Origin of the sequence: Streptomyces viridochromogenes, assembly GCF_001270495.1 — a bacterium.
GTDB classification, from domain to species: Bacteria; Actinomycetota; Actinomycetes; order Streptomycetales; family Streptomycetaceae; genus Streptomyces; species Streptomyces viridochromogenes_A.
Genome location: NZ_LGUR01000265.1, coordinates 24,800 through 41,048, shown reverse-complemented (window position 1 = coordinate 41,048; position 16,249 = coordinate 24,800). Strand labels below are relative to the sequence as shown.

Genomic DNA, 16,249 nt, shown 5'->3' with positions numbered 1-16,249 from the left:
GGGGTGACGTCGGCGCCGGTTCACCCCATTCGGCGGCCGGGCGAGATCTGTACGCCGCGTCCTACGAGGCCCATTAGGGTGAGGTCATGCCAGCGAGCTATGCCTATCTCGGCCCCGAAGGCACCTTCACCGAGGTCGCCCTGCGCACGCTTCCCGAGACCGCGACCCGGGAGCTGATCCCGTATGTGTCCGTGCAGTCCGCGCTCGACGCGGTGCGCGTAGGCGAGGCCGAGGCCGCCTTCGTGCCGATCGAGAACTCCGTCGAGGGCGGGATCACGACCACGCTCGACGAGCTGGTCTCGGGCGCACCGTTGATGATCTACCGCGAGGTGCTGCTGTCGATCACCTTCGCGTTGCTGGTCCGGCCCGGCACGAAGCTGTCGGACATCAAGACGGTCTCCGCGCATCCGGCCGCCCAGCCGCAGGTGCGCAACTGGCTGAAGAAGAACCTCCCGGACGCCGACTGGGAGTCGGCCGCCTCGAACGCGGACGCCGCGCGGCTGGTCCAGGAGGGCCAGTACGACGCCGCCTTCGCCGGTGAGTTCGCGGCCGCCCGGTACGGCCTGGAGGCCCTGGAGACCGAGATCCACGACGCGGAGAACGCCCAGACGCGGTTCGTACTGGTGGGCCGGCCCGCCCGGCCCGCGGCGCCGACCGGCGCGGACAAGACGTCCGTCGTGCTGTGGCAGCGCGACGACCATCCCGGTGGCCTGCGCGACCTCCTGGGCGAGTTCGCCACGCGCGGCATCAACCTGATGCTGCTCCAGTCCCGGCCGACCGGCGCGGGCATCGGCAACTACTGCTTCTGCATCGACGCCGAGGGGCACATCTCCGACCGGCGGGTGGCCGAGGCGTTGATGGGGCTCAAGCGGATCTGCCTGGAGGTGCGGTTCCTGGGCTCGTATCCGCGCGCGGGCCTGACGCCCGGGGAGGTCCGGCCGCCGCGTGCCGGGACGTCGGACGAGGAGTTCGTGTCGGCGGCGGACTGGGTGGCGCGCTGCCAGGACGGGCGGTTCTGAGCCGCCTGTGCCAGGCAGGCCGGGCGACCCGTGACAGGCCGTCCGTGCGACCCGTAACAAGGTGGTTCCGGGCGGCCGGTAACAGGCGGTTCCGGGCGGCCATGACGAGCGCCTGGGGCCCGCTTCAGCACGGCCTTCCCGCCGGTACTACTAGCTTATTATCGTTATCCACAGGGGTTATCCACAGGTACTCTTCTCGACCTGGGGACAAGTCGACAGGCAAGGGTGATTCTGTCGATAAATCGGCCTCCAGGTCCCCTCGGAGGTCACCGCCACGCAAGTCACCCTTCGTCCACTCTTTTCCTTTGGGCAATCCTTTGGGGCGACCGCTTTCCACTCGAACGTGGGGATGACAAGGGTTTGTCCTGGGAATCCTCGACTTGCTCGGCACGTTACGGAGTGATCGATTCCGACGTCCACAGCTCATCCACACACCCTGTGGATAACTCTTCGAGGGCTGGGGATTCCTGTGGACAACCGCGACCCAAGTCCCGTTCTCCACAAGGGAATCGAGTCAACCGGCCGCCTTGCGCCTGCCCCGTTCCAGGGAGTGAGACACCTTTTATTGACACAGCTCGCATTTCTCCCATAACGGAAGGTAAGCCGCGGCTCGGAATAGCGAGTCGTGGGCTGTCACCCCGCCCCGGTAGCCTTGAGCGCGTGATTGACCTTCGCCTGCTCCGTGAGGACCCCGACCGAGTGCGCGCCTCGCAGCGCGCCCGTGGAGAGGACGTCGCGCTCGTCGACGCCCTCCTGTCTGCCGACGAGCGGCGCAGGTCGTCCGGCGTCCGCTTCGACGAGCTGCGTTCCGAGCAGAAGTCGCTCGGCAAGCTCATCCCCAAGGCCACCCCTGAGGAGCGTGCGGAGCTCCTGCAGAAGGCGGAGCAGCTCAAGGCCGACGTCAAGGCCGCCGAGGCCGCGCAGAACGACGCCGACGAGGAGACCAAGCGCCTCGCGGCACAGCTCGGCAACCTCGTCCACCCCGACGTCCCCGTGGGCGGCGAGGAGGACTTCGTCGTCCTGGAGACGCACGGCACCATCCGCGACTTCGGTGCCGAGGGCTTCGAGCCCAAGGACCACCTGGAGCTCGGCGAGGCGCTGGGCGCCATCGACGTCGAACGCGGCGCCAAGGTGTCCGGCTCCCGCTTCTACTACCTCACCGGCGTCGGCGCCCTGCTGGAACTGGCGCTCGTCAACGCGGCGATCGCCCAGGCCACCGAGGCCGGCTTCATCCCGATGCTGACCCCCGCGCTGGTCCGCCCGCGCGCCATGGAGGGCACCGGCTTCCTCGGCCAGGCCGCGGAGAACGTCTACCACCTGGAGAAGGACGACTACTACCTGGTCGGCACCTCCGAGGTCCCGCTCGCCGCGTACCACATGGACGAGATCCTCGACGCCGACAAGCTGCCGCTGCGCTACGCCGGCTTCTCGCCGTGCTTCCGCCGCGAGGCCGGCACGTACGGCAAGGACACGCGCGGCATCTTCCGCGTACACCAGTTCGACAAGGTCGAGATGTTCTCGTACGTCGCCCCCGAGGACGCGGAGAACGAGCACAAGCGGCTCCTGGAGTGGGAGAAGCAGTGGCTCACCGGCCTCGATCTGCCCTTCCAGGTCATCGACGTGGCCTCGGGCGACCTGGGCGCGTCGGCGTCCCGCAAGTACGACTGCGAGGCGTGGATCCCGACCCAGGGCAAGTACCGCGAGCTGACGTCGGCCTCCAACTGCGACGGCTTCCAGGCGCGCCGCCTGTCCGTCCGCATGCGCGAGGGCAAGAAGGTGCAGCCGCTCGCGACGCTCAACGGCACCCTGTGCGCCGTACCGCGCACGATCGTGGCGATCCTGGAGAACCACCAGCAGGCCGACGGCTCCGTCCGGGTGCCCGAGGTGCTGCGCCCGTACCTGGGCGGCCGAGAGGTCCTGGAGCCGGTCGCCAAGTGAGCGCCGCTTCTCCTGTCGCCGGGTTCCCGTACAAGCTGGTCGCGACCGACCTCGACGGAACACTCCTGCGCTCCGACGAGTCGGTCTCCCGGCGCACCCGTGACGCGCTCGCCGCAGCCACCGCGGCGGGTGCGGCGCACATCGTCGTCACGGGCCGGGCGGCCCCCTGGACCCGCCACATCCTCGACGACCTCGGCTACGAGGGCCTCGCCGTCTGTGGTCAGGGCGCCCAGGTGTACGACGCCGGCCAGCACCGCCTGCTGACGTCGGTGACGCTGGACCGACAGCTCGCGGGTGTGGCCCTGGCCAAGATCGAGGCGGAGGTAGGGCCGCTGTTCCTGGCGGCGAGCCGTGACGGCCTGGACGGCGATGTGCTGGTCGGCCCCGGCTACGCGGTCACGGGCGCGCTCCCGTCGACCCCGTTCACGGAGGCGTCGGATCTGTGGTCCGCCCCGCTGAACAAGATCTACATACAGCATCCGGAGCTGTCGGACGACGAGCTGGCCGAGGCGGCCCGCCGGGCCGCGGGCGGCTTCGTCACGGTGGTGATGGCGGGCGAGGGCATCGTCGAGCTGCTGCCCCTGGGCCTGTCCAAGGCCACCGGCCTGTCCCTGGCGGCTCGCCGTCTGGGCCTCAAGGCCGCGGACACGATCGCCTTCGGCGACATGCCGAACGACATCCCGATGTTCGCCTGGTCGGCCCACGGGGTCGCCATGGCCAACGCTCACGAGGAACTCAGGGCGGTGGCGGACGAGGTGACGTCCTCCAACGAGGAAGACGGGATCGCGGTGGTGCTGGAACGGTTGCTCGGCTAGCAGAGCGGTCACATCTGCTCTCGCGCCGGGGGCTGACGTATCTGCTCTGCGCCAGCCCGGGGCTGTCGTACCCACCCCGCACCCGTCGAGGTCGTACTTGCTCCGCACCCGCTGCGGCACGCGTATCTGCCCTGCACCCGCCCGGCTGTCGTACCCACTCCGCACCCGCCGAGGCAGCCCTGGGGCCCCCACCCGCCCGCCTGTCGTATCCGCTCCGCACCCGCAGTGGGCAGTCGTACCTGCTCCGCACCCACCGGCGCAGTCGCGGGGGGCCACGCACCCGCCCGGCTGTCGTACCCACTCCGCACCCGCCGAGGGCAGTCGTACCTGCTCCGCACCCACCGGCGCAGTCGCGGGGGGCCACGCACCCGCCCGGCTGTCGTACCCACTCCGCACCCGCCGAGGGCAGTCGTTCCGCAGGGCGGAACGGGTGGGCACGGCCTGCAGCGCCGGGTGCCCGTTCAAGGCGCCCCAAGCCCTGCACCACGGCCAGCCCCAGTGGCAACGTCTCGCGGAGGATGCACGAATCGAACGTGCGCGGGCTTTCACACCCGACCTTGGCTTAGCAAGCCAGTGCCTTACCACTCGGCCAATCCTCCGGGTGGGCGACCCACGCGAGAGCGACATCGCGTGCTCGAAGCGGCCGCCCCGGGCAGCTCCCCGTGCGGTACGGACTCTACGGAGGGGTAGCGATTACTCCGGAGCCCGCCGCCGGCTGCCCTGTCGGGAGCTCGACGTACTGCCGTGCATGGACATCGTCGTGCTCCTCTCCCAGAATGTGGCGCCGAACTCGCCGTCCGGCGGGGTGGACACAACCACTGTGCCTGTGCGGCGAGTTGGGCGCCACTGATTAAAGGCCCTGGACAGACTGCCCTGGAGAAGCCCCCGGAAAGGCGGCGTACGCCCCTTACCGGCGGCGCCACTTGCGTCGGCGCCCCTTGCTGAAGAACCAACCGGCCGGCGGCTCGTCGGAGCGCCACGGCTGCGGCTCGGGCGCCTCACGGCGCCAGCGGGCGGCCAGCATACGGGCCCGGGCGGACGGCTCGGCGGTCTCGGCCTCGCGTATGAAGTCGTCGTCCAGGACCAAGTTGCTCCAGGTGTCGTCCCCGGACTGTTCCCGATCCTCGTGCTGCGCGCTGCCGCCTGCCATCGCTGTCCTCCAGTTCCTACAGCGCATCCTCTTTGACCCAGTGTGCCCGGACAGAGGTGAAGCCCCCGTCAAGAGCGGGCCCGGTAAGGGCCCGGCTCTTTGGCTCTTGCTTATCTCGCGCGCCTACTCCTCACCCGCGAGCGTCAGCGTCCGCAGCTTCTGCCCCGCGTACCAGGTCGCGAGGACGGTGACCACCGCCAGCAGGACCGTCGCCGTGGGCAGTGCGACGTCCGACCGCACCATCTCCCCGCCGGCGACCTTCTGAGCCACCGCCAGCGCCCACTGCTGGACGCTCAGGGTGCGCGCGCCGGACACCAGGGAGCCGAACAGGGCCTCCCAGACGAGCGCGTAGACGAGCCCGAAGACGACCGCGTGCCGGGACACGGTCCCGAGCAGCAGGAAGATCGCGGCGTAGGCGATGGAGGCGACGAGCGCGGCGACCGTGTAGGCGACGGCGATCTGCTGGCCGTTGCCGTTGAGGATGAGGCCCGCGACGAAGGTGGGCAGCGCCGAGAACACCATCGTCACGGCGATCGCCACGATCAGCTTGGTGAAGATGATCGTCGGCCGTTTCACCGGCTTGGACAGCAGGTACACCACCGAGCCGTCGTCGATCTCGGGTCCGATCGCGCCCGTGCCGGCGATGACGCCGATGATCGGCACCATGGTGGCGAGCGCCAGCCCGCCGAGCAGGTCCGACGCGGTCTGGTCGTCGGCGCCGGCGAGGCCGCGCACCACGACGGCGATCCCGATGAGCAGCAGCGGCAACGCGCCGAGGATGAGGGCCCGGCGGCGGCCGAGCAGGGCTCGATAGGTGAGCCGGGCGACTGTGGGGTCGTACATCTTTCGGCCTCCTACGCCGCGACGAGATACGAGAAGACGGACTCGAGGGACTCGTCCGACGGCGAGACCGTGAGCAGGCGGATGCCGTGGTCGCGCGCCACCCTGGGCAGCAGGGTGGTGAAGCGGCCGAAGTCGACGGCCTGGATGTGCAGCGCGCCCTCCGCCAGGTCGACCTCGATGCCGGACGTCGACGGGTCGGCGATCAGCGCGGCCGCGAGGGTGCGGTCGTCGCTGGAGCGCACCAGGTAGCGGTGCGGGCGGTCGGTCATCAGGCGACGGATCTTGCGGAAGTCGCCGCTGGCCGCGTGCCGCCCGGCGACGACCACCTCGATGTGCCAGGCGAGTTGCTCGACCTCTTCGAGGATGTGGGAGGAGAACAGCACCGTGCGGCCCTCGTCGCCCATGCGTCGCAGCAGATCCATGAGCTGCATGCGCTGGCGCGGGTCCATGCCGTTGAAGGGCTCGTCGAGCAGGAGCAGTGAGGGGTTGTGCACGAGGGCGCTCGCCATCTTCACGCGCTGGCGCATGCCCTTGGAGTACGTCTGGATCTTGCGGTCCTGCGCGTACTCCATCTCGACCGTGGCCAGGGCCTTTTGGGCGGCCTTGGCGCCCAGACCGTGCAACTCGGCGTTGGCGACAACGAATTCGCGGCCGGTGAGGAAGTCGTACATCGCCTCGCGCTCGGGGACGATGCCGATGTGCTGGTAGATCGACTCGTTGCGCCACACCTGCTGGCCGTCGAGGGTGACCGTGCCGGTGGAGGGGGCCAGGAAGCCGCCCATCATGTTGATGAGGGTGGACTTTCCGGCGCCGTTGGGGCCGAGGAGGCCGGTGACGCCGGGGCCGATCGTCATGGTGATGTCGTTGACGGCGACCACGTTGCCGAACCAGCGGGAGACGTGGTCGATCTGGAGCGTGGTCACAGTCCCACCTTCTTGTAGCGGCGCATCAGCAGGCCGTAGCCGGCGGCGATCAGGCCGAGGGTGACGAGCACGTAGACCGCGCCTTCCCCGTTGGTCGGGCCGACTCCGCCAGGGAAGGCGGACGTGGCTCCCAGGAAGGCGGACTGCACGCCGTCGATCAGCGTGACCGGCGAGAAGAGGCCGATCCAGGCGATGGCGCCCGAGCTGTTCTGCACCTCGGCGATGGCCTGGAGGGTGGAGACGGCGCCGTAGGAGATGGTCAGTACGGCGATCACGGCCGCGATGCCGAAGCCGCGGCGCGGGGTGACCGACGCGATGACCAGGCCGATGCCGGCGAACAGCAGCGAGAGCAGTGCCACGGAGACGAGTCCCTGCGCGAATCCCTTGGTCTGGTCGGCGAAGTCGAGCTTGGCCAGCAGCGCGCCCACATAGAGCACCAGCAGCGGGGCCGCGGTGAGGATGAACAGCGCCGAGGCCAGCGCCGCGAACTTCGCGCGTACGTAGTCGGCGGTCTCGATGGGCCGCGAGAAGTACAGCGGTACGGTCTTGAAGCGCAGGTCGCGGGAGACGGACTGGGGTGCCTGCGAGGCGATGTACAGGCTGATCACGGCCTGCATGACGATCGCGTAGCGCGTGTAGTCGAGGGGCAGGTCGTTGGCCTTGGTGGCGACCGCGACGGCGACCATGATGGCCGCGGGGACGCACATCACCACGAACAGCAGCATCGGCAGCACCTTGGACTTCACCGACCGGCCGAGGCCGTAGGCGCCGCGCAGGGACTGCGAGTAGAGGGACCGCGTGGCGTAGGAGCGGCCGAGGCGGGGGCCGTCGTAGGTGCGGTAGCCGATGTTGTGGATACGGGTCTGGTCACCCGACTGGGTGACCGGTGTCCGCATGGGCTGCTCAACCGCCATGGCCGACCGCCTCCTTCCGCTGTGCTTCGGTGCTCTGCTCGCTGCCCTGCTCGGTATCGGTGAAGACCTCCGAGATGTGGTGCCGGCGCTGTTCCATGCGCACCAGGCCGAGGCCGAGGTCGGCGACCACGTCGCGCACCAGGTCGTAGGTCTCGTCGCCCTGCGCGGTGAGCAGCAGGATGTGCCCGGCGCCGGGGAGGCCGCCGCTGCCGTCGAGGACGTCCACCCCGCGCGCGTGGAGCGCGTCGCGGACCGCGCGGGTGCCGTCCGGGTGGTCGTCGGTGTCGGTGACCTCGATGGCGAGGGTCGTAGTGGTCTGGGTGAAGTCGGTGGTGGAGCTGGAGCGCAGGAGCTTGCCGCCGTCCACGACGACGACGTGGTCGCAGGTGCGCTCCAGCTCGCCCAGCAGATGGGAGGTGACCAGGACCGAGATGCCGAAGTCGGTGTGGATACGGCGGATGAGGCCGAGCATCTCGTCCCGGCCGACCGGGTCGAGGCCGTTGGTCGGCTCGTCCAGGAAGACCAGCTGCGGGTCGTGCACCAGGGCCTGGGCCAGCTTCACGCGCTGCTTCATGCCGGTCGAGTAGCCGCCGATGGGGCGGTAGCGCTCCTCGTACAGACCGACGTGGCGCAGTGTGTCCGCGGTGCGCTCGCGCGCGGCGGCGGGCGGCAGGCCGGACATCCGGGCCATGTGCACGACGAACTCGGTGGCCGACACGTCGGGCGGCAGACAGTCGTGCTCCGGCATGTACCCGACCCGCTCGCGGATGGCGGCGCCCTTGGTGGCGACGTCGAGACCGAGCACTTCGGCTCGGCCCTCGGTGGCGGGGGACAGACCCAGCAGGATCTTGATCAGTGTGGACTTGCCGGCTCCATTGGCTCCGACGAGTCCGGTCACACCGGGCCCGACGTCCACGGAGAGCCGGTCAAGCGCGGTCACCCTGGGGAACCGCTTGCTCAGGCTTTCGGTCGCGATCACAGTCACGCTTCGAAGGTAGTGACGCGGACCACGCCGGTCGTCACCCCGCAGAGCTGTATTGGGGTCAGACTCCAGGACTAGGGGGCCCTAGGGGTCAGCCCTGAGTCGAACAACGCGACCCTGGTTCTGCACATCTGCGGGGTTGCGTCCGCGTGGTTTTCCACAGCCCGAGGCACCGCTATTGACGCAGCCTCTAACAACTGTCACATTCGCCAGTGTCAAGTTACGGGCACGTACCGCAGTCAGTGTGGACAAGGTGGGGCGGTGGCATGACTACGGCGGTGACAGGCGAACTCTCCATGGAATCAGCGGAATTGCGCGGGTTCCGACAGGTCCAGCAGCTGGCGTACGAGTGCGCGGAGGCGGTCGCGGCGCAGCTGGAGCCGGGCATCACCGAGCGCGAGGCGGCGCGGATGCAGCGCGAGTGGCTGCGTGAGCGCGGGGTGCGGGACTGGTTTCATCTGCCCTTCGCCTGGTTCGGGGACCGCACAGCGTTCGTGAACTTCCGGATCCCGTTGCAGTTCTTCCCCACCAATCGCCGGCTGGAGCCCGGGATGCCGTTCATCCTGGACATGGCCCCTGTGTACGACGGTTACACGGCCGACATCGGCTACTCCGGCTCGCTCGGCATCAACCCGGTGCAGGACAAGCTGATGGCCGACCTGGAGGCACACCGGGAGCTGATCCTGCGCGAGGTGCGCGAGCGGCGGCCGCTGCGGGAGATCTACGAGGACGTGGACCGGCTCATGGTCCGCCAGGGCTACGCCAACCGGCACCGCGCCTATCCCTTCGGCGTGATCGCGCACAAGGTCGACCGGGTCAGACAACGCCGCTGGTCACCCCATGTCTTCGGGTTCGGTACCCAGTCCCTGAAAGGGCTGGCGAGCGACGCGCTGCGCGGTCACCGCGACGGCTGGTCCCCGCTGTGGTCGCCGTACCGCTTCTCCGACCACCCGCCGCAGCCGGGCCTGTGGGCGGTCGAGCCGCACCTCGGCTTCAGGGGTACGGGCGCGAAGTTCGAGGAGATCCTGGTCGTCACCGACTCCGCGGACCCCGAACAGAGCGCCTTCTGGCTGGACGACGATCTGCCGCACGTGCGGCGCTGGGCGGAGGAGAAGTGACGGAGCCGGTGACTCTTCAGGGCGCGCGCGAGCGCAGGGTGCGGACCGGCGGGGTCGAGCTGTGCGTGGCCGAGCTGGGCGACCCCGGACAGCCGACGGTGATCCTCGTGCACGGTTATCCGGACAGCAAGGAGGTGTGGTCCGCCGTCGCGCCGCGGCTGGCCGGCCGCTTCCATGTTGTGCTGTACGACGTCCGAGGTCACGGCCGGTCGACGGCACCGAAGCCGCTGCGCGGCGGGTTCACGCTGGAGAAGCTGACGGACGACTTCCTGGCCGTCGTGGACGCGGTCAGCCCGGATCGGCCCGTGCACGTGGTGGGGCACGACTGGGGCTCGGTGCAGGCCTGGGAGTTCGCCACGGTCAAGCGCACCGAGGGCCGGATCGCGTCCTTCACCTCGATGTCCGGACCGTCCCTGGACCATTTCGGGCACTGGATCAGCGGGCGCCTGAAGCGTCCCACCCCGCGCCGGATCGGGCAGCTCCTCGGCCAGGGCGCCAAGTCCTGGTACGTCTACGCGCTGCACACGCCCGTGCTGCCCGAACTGGCCTGGCGCGGCCCCCTCGGCAAGACCTGGCCGCGCATCCTGGAGCGCGTGGAGAAGGTCCCCCGCGGCGGTTATCCGACCTCGTCGCTGCCGAGGGACGCGGCGCACGGGGCGTGGCTGTACCGGGACAACGTGCGGGCCCGGTTGCGCCGTCCGCGCGCGGACGCGTACGCCCACGCGCCCGTGCAGCTCATCACGCCCCTCGGGGACGCCTTCCTGTCGGAGCGTCTCTACGACGAACTGGAGGTGTGGGTTCCGCAGTTGACCCGGCGCACGCTTCCGGCGAAGCACTGGGTACCGCGCAGCCGACCCGACCAACTGGCGGCCTGGATCACGGAGTTCGTGACGTCCGTGGAGGGCGGGCGACCGGAAAGGGTGACGGCGACCGGCAAGTACGCCGACCGCTTCGGCGGGCAGCTCGTCCTGGTCACGGGCGCCGGCAGCGGCATCGGACGGGCGACGGCGTACGCGTTCGCCGAGGCCGGCGCACGTGTGGTGGCCGTCGACCGGGACGCCGAGGCCGCCGCCCGCACCGCCGAGATGTCCCGGCTGATCGGCGCGCCCGAAGCCTGGGCGGAGACCGTCGACGTCTCCGACGAGCAGGCCATGGAGAAGCTCGCCGCGAAGGTCGCCGCCGAGTACGGCGTGGTGGACGTCCTGGTGAACAACGCCGGGATCGGCCTGTCCGGCTCCTTCCTCGACACCACACCGGAGGACTGGAAGAAGGTCCTCGACGTCAATCTGTGGGGCGTCATCCACGGCTGCCGACTGTTCGGCAGGCAGATGGCCGAGCGCGGTCAGGGCGGCCACATCGTCAACACCGCCTCGGCGGCGGCGTTCCAGCCCTCCAAGGTGCTGCCCGCCTACAGCACCTCCAAGGCGGCCGTACTGATGCTGAGCGAGTGCCTGCGCGCGGAGTTGGCCGGCCAGGACATCGGCGTCACCGCGATCTGCCCCGGCATCGTCAACACCAACATCACCTCGACCGCGCGCTTCGCCGGGGTCGACGCCGAGGAGGAGAAGAGGCGCCAGAAGAAGTCCGCGCGGCTGTACGGGTTGCGCAACTACCCGCCGGAGAAGGTCGCCGACGCGATCCTGCGGGCGGTCGTACGCGGTGAGGCCGTTGTTCCGGTGACACCGGAGGCGCGTGGGGCGTATCTCATGTCGAGGTTCACGCCGAGGGCGCTGCGCAGGATCGCGCGGTTGGAGCCACCGCTATGAGTGAGGTGGACCGCCGGACCGAACAGCGCGGTGCGGTCGGCGACATGGCCGGGGGACCAGCTCCACCCGCCTACCGGATCGAGGATCTCGCCCACCTCAGCGGTGCCACCGTCCGCACCATCCGCGCCTACCAGGACCGGGGCCTGCTCCCCCGCCCCGAGCGCCGAGGCCGCGCCAACCTCTACGCGGACACCCATCTCGTCCGGCTACGCCAGATCGCCGACCTTCTCGACCGCGGCTACACCCTCGCCTCCATCAAGGAGCTCCTGGAGGCCTGGGACGCCGGTCGTGGCCTCGGCGGGGTGCTCGGGCTGGTCGCCGAGGTGGACGGGCCCTGGACCGACGAGGAGCCGGTACGGATCTCGCGCGCCGAGCTGGACCGGCGCTTCGGCGGCGCCCCCGACGACGCGGCGGTGGCCGAGGCCGTGGAGCTCGGTGTGCTGGAGCCGGTCGCCGACGACGAGGACTCGTTCGTCGTTCCGAGCCCTCAAGAGCTCGCTGTGGCAGTCGAGTTGCACGCATCCGGGGTACCGCTGTCCGCGATCTCAGCCCACCTAAGGGAGTTGAGAGGCCAGGTCGAGCACATCGCCGCCCGCTTCCTGGAGTTCACCACCGAACATGTCTTCGCCCGCTACCTCGACGGGCCGCACCACCCGACAGACGCGGAGGCGGCCGAAGCGGCCTCGCTCATACGACGTCTGCGCCCGCTCGCCCAGCACACCGTGGACGCGGAACTCGCCCGTGCGATGCGCCTGTTGGCGGTGCGCCACCTGCGCCGGCACCTGGGCGCAGACGAGACGCCGGAGCATCGGAACCGGACTAGAACGGTGCCCTTGGCCGAGGAGACAATGCGGGCTGTCGAGAGCCTGGTTGGCCCGGAGCATGCGGCGGCGTTCGTCACACTGGCCGCCGAACGGGAAGTGCGCGCACGGAACTTGGACCGACTCGCCTCAAATCACTGCTCATCAGCTGATCTTGGCGAAACCCCTTGAATCGACGGCTCGTTGTCCACAGAATCGCCAATTCCCCTGTGGATAACCGCACTTGCTTGTGGACCAAACATCCGGAGCGAAATCGTTCGCGTGATTCGTGCCTCTCCCGGCAGGCTGGTGGCATGGACGAAAGACGCACCGTGAAGGTGTCGAAGTACCTCTCGAAACACCTGCGCCACCAACCCGAGCGCATCGGGCTCACCCTCGACGAGGGCGGCTGGGTCGAGATCGACGCACTGATCGCCGCCGCGGCCACGCACGGCTTCCGGTTCACCCGGGAAGAGCTGGACCATGTGGTGGCCGCCAATGACAAGCGGCGCTTCGCGATCGAGGGCTCCCGGATTCGCGCCAGCCAGGGCCACAGCATCGACGTCGATCTCGGACTGCCCCCGGCGACACCACCGCCGTACCTCTACCACGGCACCGTGGCCCGCAATCTGGACTCGATTCGCAGCGCGGGCCTCAGGCCCATGAACAGGCACGACGTGCACCTCTCCGCCGATCGCGAGACCGCGAACCGGGTCGGTGCCCGGCGGGGCCGTCCGGTGGTGCTCTCCGTGGACGCCGGCGCCATGCACCGGGACGGCCATGTCTTCCACGTCAGCGCGAACGGGGTGTGGCTGACGAAGGCCGTGCCGCCGGAGTATCTGCGCTTCCCCGCGGCGCACTGACCCTGGGCGAGGCCCACGTTTCCTGGGCGAGGCCCACGTGCGGCCGCACTCCGTAGCCGGACAACCACGGCCGATGACCGTTTCACGTGAAACCCGTTCGGCCGCATACGCTCGAAAACATGAGTCTGCGCCTGAGCACCGTGATCCTCCCGTACCGACGCTGGTCCGAGGGAGGCCGCGAGGCATGGCAGCGCGCAGAGCAGCTCGGCTTCCACACGGCGTACACCTACGACCACCTGTCCTGGCGCAGCTTCCGGGACGGCCCCTGGTTCGGTGCCGTGCCGACACTGACCGCCGCCGCGGCCGTCACCGACCGTCTGCGCCTGGGCACGCTGGTGACCTCGCCGAACTTCCGGCATCCGGTGCCCTACGCCAAGGACCTGCTCTCCCTCGACGACATCTCCGGCGGCCGTCTCACGCTCGGTGTGGGTGCGGGCGGTTCCGGGTTCGACGCCACCGTGCTCGGCCAGGACCCGTGGACGCCGCGCGAGCGGGCCGACCGGTTCGCCGAGTTCGTCCAGCTCCTGGACCGGCTCCTGACCACGGACTCGGTGTCGTACGAGGGCGACTTCTACTCGGCGCACGAGGCGCGCAACATCCCAGGCTGTGTACAGCGTCCCCGGCTGCCCTTCGCGGTCGCCGCGACCGGGCCGCGCGGGCTGCGGCTCGCGGCGCGGTACGGACAGGCATGGGTGACCACGGGCGACCCCAAGCTGTACGAGAACGGCACTCCTGAACAGTCGATTCAAGCCATTCGCGGGCAGGTCGACAAGCTGGCCGACGCCTGCGCCGCGCTCGGGCGGGACGTCACCGCGCTCGACAAGATCCTGCTCACCGGATTCACCCCGGACCGTGGCCGCCCGCTGGAGTCCCTCGACGCGTTCGTGGACTTCGCGGGGCGCCATCGGGAGCTGGGCTTCACCGAGATCGTGGTCCACTGGCCGATCCCCGACTCGGACTTCGCGGCCGACGAGAAGGTCTTCGAGCAGATCGCCATGGAGGCGGCGGCGCAGCTGCGGTGAGAGCGACAGTACTGGTCAGGGTGCTGGAGACGGTGTTCTCAGGGGCGGTTTCTCCTCAGATGCGGTCTCAGATGTGCGGACTGCCGCACGGCCGTGCAGGCATATGCGGGAGAATGACCCGGTGACCTCAGCGACTCGACAGCCCCAGACCCCGGCGGCCGCTGTCCGCCCGCGACTCATCGCCACCGACCTGGACGGCACCTTGCTGCGGGACGACAAGTCGGTCTCCCCCCGCACGATCGCCGCGCTGGCCTCCGCCGAGGAGGCGGGCATCGAGGTGTTCTTCGTCACCGGCCGCCCGGCTCGCTGGATGGACGTGGTCAGCGATCACGTCCACGGTCATGGCCTGGCGATCTGCGGCAACGGCGCCGCCGTGGTCGATCTGCACGGCGGCCCCGGCACCCACCGGTTCGTGAAGGTGCGGGAACTGGCCCGGGAGAACGCCCTGGACGCCGTACGACTGCTGCGCGAGGCGGCGCCGGGCACGGTGTACGCGGTGGAGCAGACGTACGGCTTCTACCAGGAGCCGGACTATCCCAAGCTGCACATGGAGATACCGGACAACCTCGCGCCCGCCGAGGACCTCCTGGCGCCGGACGCCCCCGGGGCCGGCGAGCCGGTGCTCAAGATCCTCGCCTACCACCGCACCCTCGATCCCGACGCCTTCCTCACCCTCGCCCGCCTCGCCATCGGCGACCGCGCCAATGTCACCCGCTCCAGCCCCAGCGCCCTGCTGGAGATCAGCGGCCCCGGCGTCTCCAAGGCCAGCACGCTCGCCCTGTGCTGCGCCGAGCGCGGTATCTCGCACGAGGAGGTCGTGGCCTTCGGGGACATGCCCAACGACGTCGAGATGCTGACGTGGGCGGGCCAGTCGTACGCGATGGGCAACGCGCACCCGGATGTGGTCGCCGCCGCGTCGGGGCGGACGGTCGCCAACAACGAGGACGGCGTGGCGGTCGTGATCGAGCAACTGCTGGCGGAGGGGCGCTAGGGCTGCCTACCCGACGGTCGCCCCCCGCTCCGTCAGCCACGGCACCGGATCCACGGCCGTGCCCATCTCCGGAGTGATCCGCACCTCGAAATGCAGGTGGGGGCCCGTGGAGTTGCCGGTCGTGCCCGACTGACCGATCCACTGTCCGGTCTCGACCCGTTCGCCCTGGTCGACGGCGACGGACGCGAGATGGGCGTACTGCGTGTAATAGCCGCCCGCGTGCCCGACGACGATCTCCATACCGAAGGCACCTCCGCACGTCACTTTGACCACCCGGCCGTCCCCGACCGCCCGCACGGGCGTGCCGATCGGCACCGCGAAGTCCTGCCCGGTGTGCCGGTTCGCCCACCGCAGCCCGCCGCTACCGAACGCGGCGGACAGCTCGTACGACTCCACCGGTGTGACCCATGCCCTGGTGAGGCCCGTCTCCTTCTGGTCGAGCCGCACAGCACCCGGGCAGGAGCCGGCGGCCACGGAGGCGTCGGCCTGCCCCTGCAACTGCCAGCGTGCGCCTTCGAGCTTGTCCTCAATGCCCTTCTTCAGCTCGGCGAGCTCGGTGTTGCGCTTCTCCAGCGACTGCCAGGCCGCCGCGGCCCTGGCCTCGTCCCTGGCGAGCCGGGCCTCGGCGCGCCGGCTCTTCTCGATGGCGTTGGTGACGGCCAGATTCGTCTGCGAGAACACGTGCTGACCGCGCATCAGCTGGTCCGGGCTCGACGCGAGGATGATCTGCACGGTGAGCGGCACCCCGCCGCTGCTGCGGTACTGGGCGCGCGCGATCCGGCCCAGGTCCTCGTGCAGGACGTCGATCTCCCGCCGTTCGCGTTCGAGCAGCGCCTCGATGCGCAGTGCTTTCACCCGCTGCGCCTCGGCCTTCTTCCGCCCCGCCTCGTACCGCTCCGTCGCCAGGGCCGCGTCCTCGTACAGCTGCACCACCTGCGCGCTGAGCCCCGAGTCGCCGCCGGTGCCGGTGCCGTTACGACCAGGGATGCCCTTGCCGTCGCCGAAGGCTTCGGCGGGCCGGGCCACGAGTGAGACGATCGCGCACAGAAGCGCCGGCACGACCTGGAGGCGACGGCGATAAGAGCGCATGCCAGCGATCCTGGCC

15 protein-coding genes and 1 tRNA gene are annotated in these 16,249 nt (G+C 69.8%); 9 read left to right on the top strand and 7 right to left on the bottom strand.

What is annotated here, in order from left to right; translation table 11 throughout:
- Positions 1–86 precede the first annotated feature (86 nt).
- The 3 genes from pheA to ADK36_RS43650 all read left to right on the top strand — a co-directional run bounded on the left by pheA (position 87) and on the right by ADK36_RS43650 (position 3,772).
- Positions 87–1,019 (top strand): prephenate dehydratase, encoded by a 933-nt coding sequence (pheA, locus tag ADK36_RS43660; RefSeq protein ID WP_048582298.1) that lies wholly within the window; start codon positions 87–89, stop codon positions 1,017–1,019.
- A gap of 660 nt (positions 1,020–1,679) precedes the next feature.
- On the top strand, positions 1,680–2,957 hold the full coding sequence (serS, locus tag ADK36_RS43655) for a serine--tRNA ligase (protein ID WP_048582299.1): 1,278 nt from the start codon (positions 1,680–1,682) through the stop codon (positions 2,955–2,957).
- Complete coding sequence (locus tag ADK36_RS43650) at positions 2,954–3,772, top strand: HAD family hydrolase (RefSeq protein ID WP_048582300.1); 819 nt, start codon at positions 2,954–2,956, stop codon at positions 3,770–3,772. The genes serS and ADK36_RS43650 overlap by 4 nt, the downstream gene beginning before the upstream one ends.
- A 512-nt stretch (positions 3,773–4,284) precedes the next feature.
- On the opposite strand, the gene ADK36_RS43645 is transcribed toward ADK36_RS43650, so the two are convergent.
- From ADK36_RS43645 to ADK36_RS43620, 6 genes are all read right to left on the bottom strand, one after another.
- Positions 4,285–4,371, bottom strand: a tRNA-Ser gene (locus ADK36_RS43645).
- Between the two features lie 308 nt (positions 4,372–4,679).
- Entirely contained in the window at positions 4,680–4,922 is a 243-nt protein-coding gene (locus ADK36_RS43640; protein ID WP_048586467.1) for a hypothetical protein, read from the bottom strand.
- 123 nt (positions 4,923–5,045) lie between these two features.
- Positions 5,046–5,765, bottom strand: a complete 720-nt coding sequence (locus ADK36_RS43635) for an ABC transporter permease subunit (protein ID WP_048586466.1) — start codon at positions 5,763–5,765, stop codon at positions 5,046–5,048.
- Between the two features lie 11 nt (positions 5,766–5,776).
- Positions 5,777–6,688 (bottom strand): ABC transporter ATP-binding protein, encoded by a 912-nt coding sequence (locus ADK36_RS43630; protein ID WP_048586465.1) that lies wholly within the window; start codon positions 6,686–6,688, stop codon positions 5,777–5,779.
- A complete protein-coding gene (locus ADK36_RS43625; RefSeq protein ID WP_048586464.1) occupies positions 6,685–7,602 on the bottom strand; it encodes an ABC transporter permease in 918 nt (305 codons plus the stop codon). Before ADK36_RS43625 ends, ADK36_RS43630 begins: the two co-directional genes overlap by 4 nt.
- Entirely contained in the window at positions 7,592–8,581 is a 990-nt protein-coding gene (locus tag ADK36_RS43620; protein WP_048586463.1) for an ABC transporter ATP-binding protein, read from the bottom strand. The genes ADK36_RS43625 and ADK36_RS43620 overlap by 11 nt, the downstream gene beginning before the upstream one ends.
- A gap of 269 nt (positions 8,582–8,850) precedes the next feature.
- On the opposite strand from ADK36_RS43620, the gene ADK36_RS43615 reads away from it, so the two are divergent.
- The 6 genes from ADK36_RS43615 to ADK36_RS43590 all read left to right on the top strand — a co-directional run bounded on the left by ADK36_RS43615 (position 8,851) and on the right by ADK36_RS43590 (position 15,144).
- A complete protein-coding gene (locus tag ADK36_RS43615; RefSeq protein WP_048586462.1) occupies positions 8,851–9,702 on the top strand; it encodes a M24 family metallopeptidase in 852 nt (283 codons plus the stop codon).
- Positions 9,703–9,710: 8 nt separating this feature from the next.
- Positions 9,711–11,468, top strand: coding sequence for an SDR family oxidoreductase (locus tag ADK36_RS43610; RefSeq protein ID WP_048586470.1), 1,758 nt, complete (start codon positions 9,711–9,713; stop codon positions 11,466–11,468).
- Positions 11,469–11,512: 44 nt separating this feature from the next.
- The gene (locus ADK36_RS43605) at positions 11,513–12,460 is read left to right on the top strand and encodes a MerR family transcriptional regulator (RefSeq protein ID WP_048586469.1); all 948 of its coding nucleotides are present in this window, start codon (positions 11,513–11,515) and stop codon (positions 12,458–12,460) included.
- A gap of 122 nt (positions 12,461–12,582) precedes the next feature.
- Entirely contained in the window at positions 12,583–13,131 is a 549-nt protein-coding gene (locus tag ADK36_RS43600) for an RNA 2'-phosphotransferase (protein ID WP_048586461.1), read from the top strand.
- A 119-nt stretch (positions 13,132–13,250) separates the two neighbouring features.
- Entirely contained in the window at positions 13,251–14,153 is a 903-nt protein-coding gene (locus ADK36_RS43595) for an LLM class flavin-dependent oxidoreductase (protein WP_048586460.1), read from the top strand.
- A gap of 103 nt (positions 14,154–14,256) precedes the next feature.
- The gene (locus ADK36_RS43590) at positions 14,257–15,144 is read left to right on the top strand and encodes a Cof-type HAD-IIB family hydrolase (protein WP_199830372.1); all 888 of its coding nucleotides are present in this window, start codon (positions 14,257–14,259) and stop codon (positions 15,142–15,144) included.
- Positions 15,145–15,150: 6 nt separating this feature from the next.
- Here ADK36_RS43590 and ADK36_RS43585 read toward each other — a convergent pair whose 3' ends face one another.
- On the bottom strand, positions 15,151–16,233 hold the full coding sequence (locus tag ADK36_RS43585; RefSeq protein WP_048586458.1) for a M23 family metallopeptidase: 1,083 nt from the start codon (positions 16,231–16,233) through the stop codon (positions 15,151–15,153).
- Positions 16,234–16,249: the final 16 nt, after the last annotated feature.